Origin of the sequence: Streptomyces anatolicus (assembly GCF_019400875.1) — a bacterium.
GTDB lineage: Bacteria > Actinomycetota > Actinomycetes > Streptomycetales > Streptomycetaceae > Streptomyces > Streptomyces anatolicus.
This window is the reverse complement of record NZ_WMBF01000314.1, coordinates 1-7359: the sequence shown is the minus strand read 5'-3', so window position 1 is coordinate 7359 and position 7359 is coordinate 1. Positions and strand designations below refer to the sequence as shown.

Here is a 7359-nt window from a genome sequence, read left to right as displayed (position 1 = left end):
GCCCTCGCCGACGAGGGCAGGCGCCGCTTCGGCCGCGTCGCCGGGAGCCGTGAGGGGGCGCGGGGTGCCTCGCCATGACAGCCGTGGGGGAGTTGACCAGGCGCTGTCGGCACCCCGGCGCCCGTTCCCGTGGCTCGGGCGGGGCGGCGCAGAACAGAGCCTGCCCTTCAGGGCCGCCTCCCGGCATCGGTATCCGCGAGGATCGGCATACCGATGTGGTGCCGGGGCGCGGAACTCCGTATACCTAGCGGATGCGGGGGCTCCACCGGGTGCCCGTACCGACGCCACCCGGCGTCCACGTCAGCCGCGCGGGGCGCCACCGGCTCCGGGCTGTCCCCCGTGCCGAGCGTCCCCCGCCCCTCACGTAACCGGCGCCTTAGCCCGAAGTACCGTCAGGAACTCCCTCATCCACCCGGAGTGATCCGGCCAGGCACGGGCCGAGACCAGCGTGCCGTCGACGACCGCCTCCGCGTCCTGGAACGTCGCGCCCGCCGTCTGCATGTCCAGCTCGAGTGCCGGGTACGCGGTGACCCTGCGGCCGCTCAGGCCGCCGATCGCCGCCGTCAGGAGAGGGCCGTGACAGATCTGCGCGACCGGCTTGTCCGCGTCGAAGAAGGACTTGACGATCTTGCGCAGCTCCGGGTCGTTGCGCAGATACTCCGGCGCCCGGCCGCCCGGGACCACCAGAGCCACGTACCGCCCGGGATCCACCTCGGAGAAGGCGAGGTCCGCGGGCCAGGTGTAGCCCGGCTTCTCCGTATACGTATCGAAGCCCGGTTCGAAGTCGTGCACCACGAACCGCAGCGTCTTGCGGGCCGGGGCGGCGATGTGGACGTCGTACCCCTCCTCGCGCAGCCGCTGGTAGGGGTAGAGGACTTCCAGCGACTCAGCCGCGTCGCCGGTCACAATGAGGATCTTGGCTGCCATCGGTGCTCGCTCCCCGAGTCCGTCGCGCATTCCGTTCTCCGTCCCGCTCAACGTGCACGCCCGCGTCCGGTTTGCCAAGAGGGCGGGCACCGGGGGCGTGCTCGGCCGCACTGTGCAGACTGTCCAGGTTCTGCCCCTGCTTTTGTACACATAAGGCTCGTGACGCCGACCCGGTCCGGAGCGATAGCCTTGACCCGTGATCAGCGCGATATCCCGCGGAGGCATCGGTGCCTCCGCCCTGCGCCCGGGGAACACGGAGGACATCCGTGCCCGGGCCCTCGCTGATGCTTCTTCGCGGTGCGGCCGACCGGGCCGGGCATGCCATCCGTCAGCGGAACCGCTGAAAATGGCGGAAAGCCGACCGCTCTTCCCGCACCGCGGCATAACGTCGAACAGGCCGGAGACCCCGTCCGAGGGCGTTACGTCACTTCACTTCCTTCTACGTCGCGCAATGGCGCGCGACAGGAGCCAAGAGGACAATGCAGACCAAGCTGGACGAAGCCAAGACCGAGCTGCTCGCGCGGGCCGCCCGGGTAGCTGAGAACAGCCCGGTCGGGGGGCGCCTGCCGAGCGGTGCACCGACCGGGGAGACGAGCGGGGGCACGCCGGACCAGGACACGGCTCTCGCCTTCCTCCGGCGCTACTACCTGCACACGGCCCCCGAGGACCTCGCCGACCGCGACCCGGTCGACGTCTTCGGTGCCGCTTTCTCCCACTACCGGCTCGCCGAGAACCGCCCCCAGGGGACGGCCAACGTACGGGTCCACACCCCGACCGTCGAGGAGAACGGCTGGACCTGCAGCCACTCCGTCGTCGAGGTCGTCACCGACGACATGCCCTTCCTCGTCGACTCCGTCACCAACGAACTCTCCCGCCAGGGCCGCGGCATCCACGTCGTCATCCACCCCCAGGTCGTCGTACGCCGTGATGTGACCGGCAGGCTCCTGGAGGTCCTGCCCGGCGGGTCGGGCGCCGAGCTGCCGCACGACGCGCTCGTCGAGTCCTGGATCCACGTCGAGATGGACCGCGAGACCGACCGCGCGGACCTGAAGCAGATCACCGCCGACCTCCTGCGGATCCTCTCCGACGTCCGCGAGACCGTCGAGGACTGGGAGAAGATGCGCGATGCCGCCCTGCGCATCGCCGACGAGCTGCCCACCGAGCCCACCGCCGGTGACCTGCCCGACCAGGAGGTCGAGGAGGCCCGCGAGCTGCTGCGCTGGCTCGCCGACAACCACTTCACCTTCCTGGGCTTCCGCGAGTACAACCTCACGGACGACGACTCGCTCGCCGCCGTCCCCGGCACCGGCCTCGGCATCCTGCGCGCCGACCCGCAGCACGGCGACGACCACCACCCGGTGAGCCCGTCCTTCAACCGGCTGCCCGCCGACGCGCGCGCCAAGGCCCGCGAGCACAAGCTGCTCGTGCTGACCAAGGCCAACAGCCGGGCGACCGTCCACCGGCCCAGCTACCTCGACTACGTCGGCGTGAAGAAGTTCGACGCCGAGGGCAACGTCATCGGTGAGCGCCGCTTCCTCGGGCTCTTCTCGTCCGCCGCGTACACCGAGTCCGTGCGCCGCGTGCCCGTCATCCGGCGCAAGGTCGCGGAAGTACTCAAGGGCGCGGGCTTCTCCGCCAACAGCCATGACGGGCGCGACCTGCTCCAGATCCTGGAGACCTACCCGCGCGACGAGCTGTTCCAGACCCCGGCCGACGAGCTGCGCTCCATCGTGACGAGCGTGCTCTACCTCCAGGAGCGGCGCCGGCTGCGGCTCTACCTGCGCAAGGACGAGTACGGCCGCTACTACTCCGCCCTCGTCTACCTGCCGCGCGACCGCTACACCACCGGCGTCCGGCTGCGGATCATCGACATCCTCAAGGAGGAGCTGAACGGCGCGAGCGTCGACTTCACCGCCTGGAACACGGAGTCGATCCTCTCCCGCATCCACTTCGTGGTCAGGGTGCCGAAGGGCGCCGAGGTCCCCGACCTCTCCGACGCCGACGTCGAGCGCATCGAGGGACGGCTCGTCGACGCCGCACGCTCGTGGGCCGACGGCTTCGCCGAGGCGCTGACCGCCGAGTGCGGCGAGGAGCGCGCCGCCGAGCTCCTGCGCCGGTACGCGGGCGCCTTCCCCGAGGGCTACAAGGCCGACCACACGCCGCGCGCCGCCGTCGCCGACCTCCAGCACCTGGAGCAGCTCGGCAAGGGCGACAAGGACTTCGCGCTCTCCCTGTACGAGCCGGTGGGCGCCGCGCCCGGCGAGCGCCGCTTCAAGATCTACCGCACCGGCGAGCAGGTCTCCCTCTCCGCGGTGCTGCCCGTCCTCCAGCGCCTGGGCGTCGAGGTCACCGACGAGCGCCCGTACGAGCTGCGCTGCTCCGACCGTACGCACGCGTGGATCTACGACTTCGGTCTGCGCATGCCCAAGTCCCCCAGCGGCGGCGACTACCTCGGCGACGGTGGCCGCGAGCGCTTCCAGGAGGCCTTCGCCGCCGCCTGGACCGGCGCGGCCGAGGTCGACGGCTTCAACTCGCTGGTCCTTCGCGCGGGCCTCAACTGGCGTCAGGCGATGGTCCTCAGGGCCTACGCCAAGTACCTGCGCCAGGCGGGCTCCACGTTCAGCCAGGACTACATGGAGGACACCCTCCGCAACAACGTCCACACCACCCGGCTGCTCGTCTCGCTCTTCGAGGCGCGCATGTCGCCGGACCACCAGCGCGCCGGCACCGAGCTGACCGACGGGCTCCTCGAAGAGCTGGACGGGGCGCTCGACCAGGTCGCCTCGCTCGACGAGGACCGGATCCTGCGGTCCTTCCTCACCGTCATCAAGGCGACCCTGCGCACCAACTTCTTCCAGCGCACGGAGAGCGGCGAGCCGCACTCGTACGTCTCCATGAAGTTCGACCCGCAGGCCATCCCCGACCTGCCCGCGCCCCGGCCCGCGTACGAGATCTGGGTGTACTCCCCGCGCGTCGAGGGCGTGCACCTGCGCTTCGGCAAGGTCGCGCGCGGCGGGCTGCGCTGGTCCGACCGGAAGGAGGACTTCCGTACGGAGATCCTCGGTCTGGTCAAGGCGCAGATGGTGAAGAACACCGTCATCGTGCCCGTCGGCGCCAAGGGCGGTTTCGTCGCCAAGCAGCTGCCGGACCCGGCGGAGGACCGCGACGCGTGGCTGGCGGAAGGCGTCGCCTGCTACAAGACGTTCATCTCGGCGCTGCTCGACATCACCGACAACCTCGTCGCCGGTGAGGTCGTGCCGCCCTCGGACGTGGTGCGCCACGACGAGGACGACACCTACCTCGTCGTCGCCGCCGACAAGGGCACCGCGACGTTCTCGGACATCGCCAATGAGGTCGCGCAGTCGTACGACTTCTGGCTCGGCGACGCCTTCGCCTCCGGCGGCTCCGCCGGGTACGACCACAAGGGCATGGGCATCACCGCCCGCGGCGCCTGGGAGTCCGTGAAGCGGCACTTCCGGGAGCTGGGCTGCGACACCCAGTCCGAGGACTTCACGGTCGTCGGCGTCGGCGACATGTCCGGTGACGTGTTCGGCAACGGCATGCTGCTCTCCGAGCACATCCGCCTGGTCGCCGCCTTCGACCACCGGCACATCTTCATCGACCCGAAGCCGGACGCCGCGACCTCCTACGCCGAGCGCCGCCGCCTGTTCGAGCTGCCGCGCTCCTCCTGGGCCGACTACGACAAGGGTCTGCTCTCGAACGGCGGCGGGATCTTCCCCCGCTCCGCCAAGGCGATCCAGCTCAACGCCCACATCCGCGAGGCCCTCGGCATCGAGTCCGGCGTCGCCAAGATGACCCCGGCCGACCTGATGCGGGCCATCCTCCAGGCCCCGGTCGACCTGCTGTGGAACGGCGGCATCGGTACGTACGTGAAGTCGTCGGCGGAGTCGAACGCCGACGTCGGCGACAAGGCGAACGACGCGATCCGTGTCGACGGCGCCGACCTGCGCGTCAAGGTCGTCGGCGAGGGCGGCAACCTCGGTCTGACCCAGCTGGGCCGCATCGAGTTCGCCCGCGCCGGTGGCCGCATCAACACCGACGCGATCGACAACAGCGCGGGCGTGGACACCTCCGACCACGAGGTGAACATCAAGATCCTGCTCAACGCGGTCGTCACGGACGGCGACATGACCGTCAAGCAGCGCAACAAGCTGCTCGCCGAGATGACCGACGAGGTCGGCCACCTGGTGCTGCGCAACAACTACGCGCAGAACACCGCGCTGGCCAACGCCGTCGCCCAGTCGCCTTCCCTGCTCCACGCCCACCAGCGCTTCATGCGCAGGCTCGGCAAGCAGGGCCACCTCGACCGGGGCCTGGAGTTCCTGCCGAACGACCGGCAGATCCGTGAGCTGCTCAACTCCACGCGCGGTCTGACCCAGCCCGAGCTGGCCGTCCTCCTCGCCTACACGAAGATCACGGCCGCCGACGAGCTGATCCAGACGACCCTGCCCGACGACGCGTACCTGCGGCGCCTGCTGCACGCGTACTTCCCGCAGGCGCTGCGCGAGAGGTTCCCCGAGCAGGTCGACGCGCACGCGCTGCGCCGCGAGATCATCACGACCGTGCTGGTCAACGACACGGTGAACACCGGCGGTTCGACCTTCCTGCACCGGCTGCGGGAGGAGACCGGGGCCTCCCTGGAGGAGATCGTGCGGGCCCAGCTGGCCGCGCGGGAGATCTTCGGGCTCAGCGAGGTCTGGGACGCGGTCGAGGCGCTCGACAATGTCGTCGCCGCCGATGTGCAGACGCGGGTGCGGCTCCACTCGCGCCGCCTGGTGGAGCGCGGCTCGCGCTGGCTGCTCAACAACCGGCCGCAGCCGCTCCAGCTCGCCGAGACCATCGACTTCTTCAGCGAGGGCGTCGCCCAGGTCTGGGAGGCGCTGCCGACCCTGCTGCGCGGCTCCGACCTGGAGTGGTACGAGGGCATCCGGGACGAGCTGACGGAAGCGGGTGTTCCCGACGCGCTCGCCCAGCGCGTCGCCGGGTTCTCCTCCGCCTTCCCGGCGCTCGACATCGTCGCGGTCGCCGACCGGGTGGGCACCGACGCGATGGCCGTCGCCGAGGTCTACTACGACCTCGCCGACCGGCTGCGGATCACCCAGCTCATGGACCGCATCATCGAGCTGCCGCGGGCCGACCGCTGGCAGTCCATGGCGCGCGCCTCCATCCGCGAGGACCTGTACGCGGCGCACGCCGCGCTGACGGCCGATGTGCTGGCCGCCGGCAGCGGCGAGTCCACGCCGGAGCAGCGTTTCAAGGCGTGGGAGGAGAAGAACGCGCCGATCCTGAGCCGGGCGCGGACGACGCTGGAGGAGATCCAGAGTTCCGACGCGTTCGATCTGGCGAATCTGTCGGTGGCGATGCGGACGATGCGGACGTTGCTGCGTACGCATTCGTAGTTACGGATGTGGAAAAAAGGGGGCGCCGATCAGGCGTGGTGGCGGGCCCCGCACCGGGCCCACAGCGGGGTGACCAGCGCGATCAGGGCGGCGGCGACGCCGATCTGGAAGATGTGCCTGATCCAGTCGATGCCACCGGTGTCACGTACGCCGAAGGCGCTGGCGAGCGCGTTGCCGATGACGGCGCCGAGGATACCCAGGATGACCGTCAGCCAAAGGGGAATGGGCTGACGTCCCGGCAGGACGAGTTTAGCGATCACGCCGATGATGAGACCCGCGATGATGGCCCACAGGAATGACACGTCAGCTCCTCCATCTGTTGTTGCCAAAAACTTTTTGGAATCTGCAACCCCAGGTGCCCGGGAAACCGCACCGTATGCATCTCTCATTCGGGCATGAGAGGGGTGGGGGCGGGAAACTGGCAGACATGATCGGCTTGGCGGATGTCAAAGATGGCGATGAACGGCTCACTCGTCGCGTGGCCCACTGGACCTCGCCCCTGACGCGGCACGTGCTGCCCGCCGTGGAGTCGGCGGCCGAGCACACCAAACTGTGGTGGGCCGCGGCGGCGCTCATGTCCGCCACCGGCGGCTACCGGGAGCGGAAGGCCGCGCTCGCCGGCCTTGCCGCCATGGGGGTCGCGGAGCTGGTCTCCAACTCGGTGTGCAAGCAGCTCTACGAACGGCGCAGGCCGCCCGAGGAGCTGATCCCGCACGACGGCGTCCACGATCGCCCGGACAGCTCCTCGTTCCCCTCCGGGCACACCGCCGCCGCCGTCGGCTTCACCGCCGCCGTCGCCGGGACCTCCCCCGGCTGGGGCGCCGCCTGCGCGGTCCCGGCGGTGGCGGTCGCGGTCGAGCGGGTGCAGTCCGGTGCGCACTATCCGAGCGATGTGGCCGTCGGTGCCGTGATCGGCGTGGCCGCGGCGTGGCTGGTGCACCGCGCTCCCGGGATGGTGCTGCGGCACTGGCTGTGAGGGCGTCGGTGGTGCCGGGGGCGGGCAACGCGGGGC

At 70.3% G+C, this 7359-nt stretch carries 4 protein-coding genes; 2 read left to right on the top strand and 2 right to left on the bottom strand.

The window, feature by feature from the left end; genetic code table 11:
- Positions 1–360: 360 nt before the first annotated feature.
- The gene (locus tag GKQ77_RS23370; protein WP_219690889.1) at positions 361–927 is read right to left on the bottom strand and encodes a DJ-1/PfpI family protein; all 567 of its coding nucleotides are present in this window, start codon (positions 925–927) and stop codon (positions 361–363) included.
- Between the two features lie 479 nt (positions 928–1406).
- Between GKQ77_RS23370 and GKQ77_RS23365 the strand changes: the two genes are divergently transcribed.
- Positions 1407–6347, top strand: coding sequence for an NAD-glutamate dehydrogenase (locus GKQ77_RS23365; RefSeq protein ID WP_219690888.1), 4941 nt, complete (start codon positions 1407–1409; stop codon positions 6345–6347).
- A 29-nt stretch (positions 6348–6376) separates the two neighbouring features.
- On the opposite strand, the gene GKQ77_RS23360 is transcribed toward GKQ77_RS23365, so the two are convergent.
- Positions 6377–6649, bottom strand: a complete 273-nt coding sequence (locus GKQ77_RS23360; RefSeq protein ID WP_219690887.1) for a GlsB/YeaQ/YmgE family stress response membrane protein — start codon at positions 6647–6649, stop codon at positions 6377–6379.
- 176 nt (positions 6650–6825) lie between these two features.
- Here GKQ77_RS23360 and GKQ77_RS23355 point away from each other — a divergent pair, with 176 nt between their 5' ends.
- Complete coding sequence (locus tag GKQ77_RS23355; protein ID WP_308117760.1) at positions 6826–7323, top strand: phosphatase PAP2 family protein; 498 nt, start codon at positions 6826–6828, stop codon at positions 7321–7323.
- Positions 7324–7359: the final 36 nt, after the last annotated feature.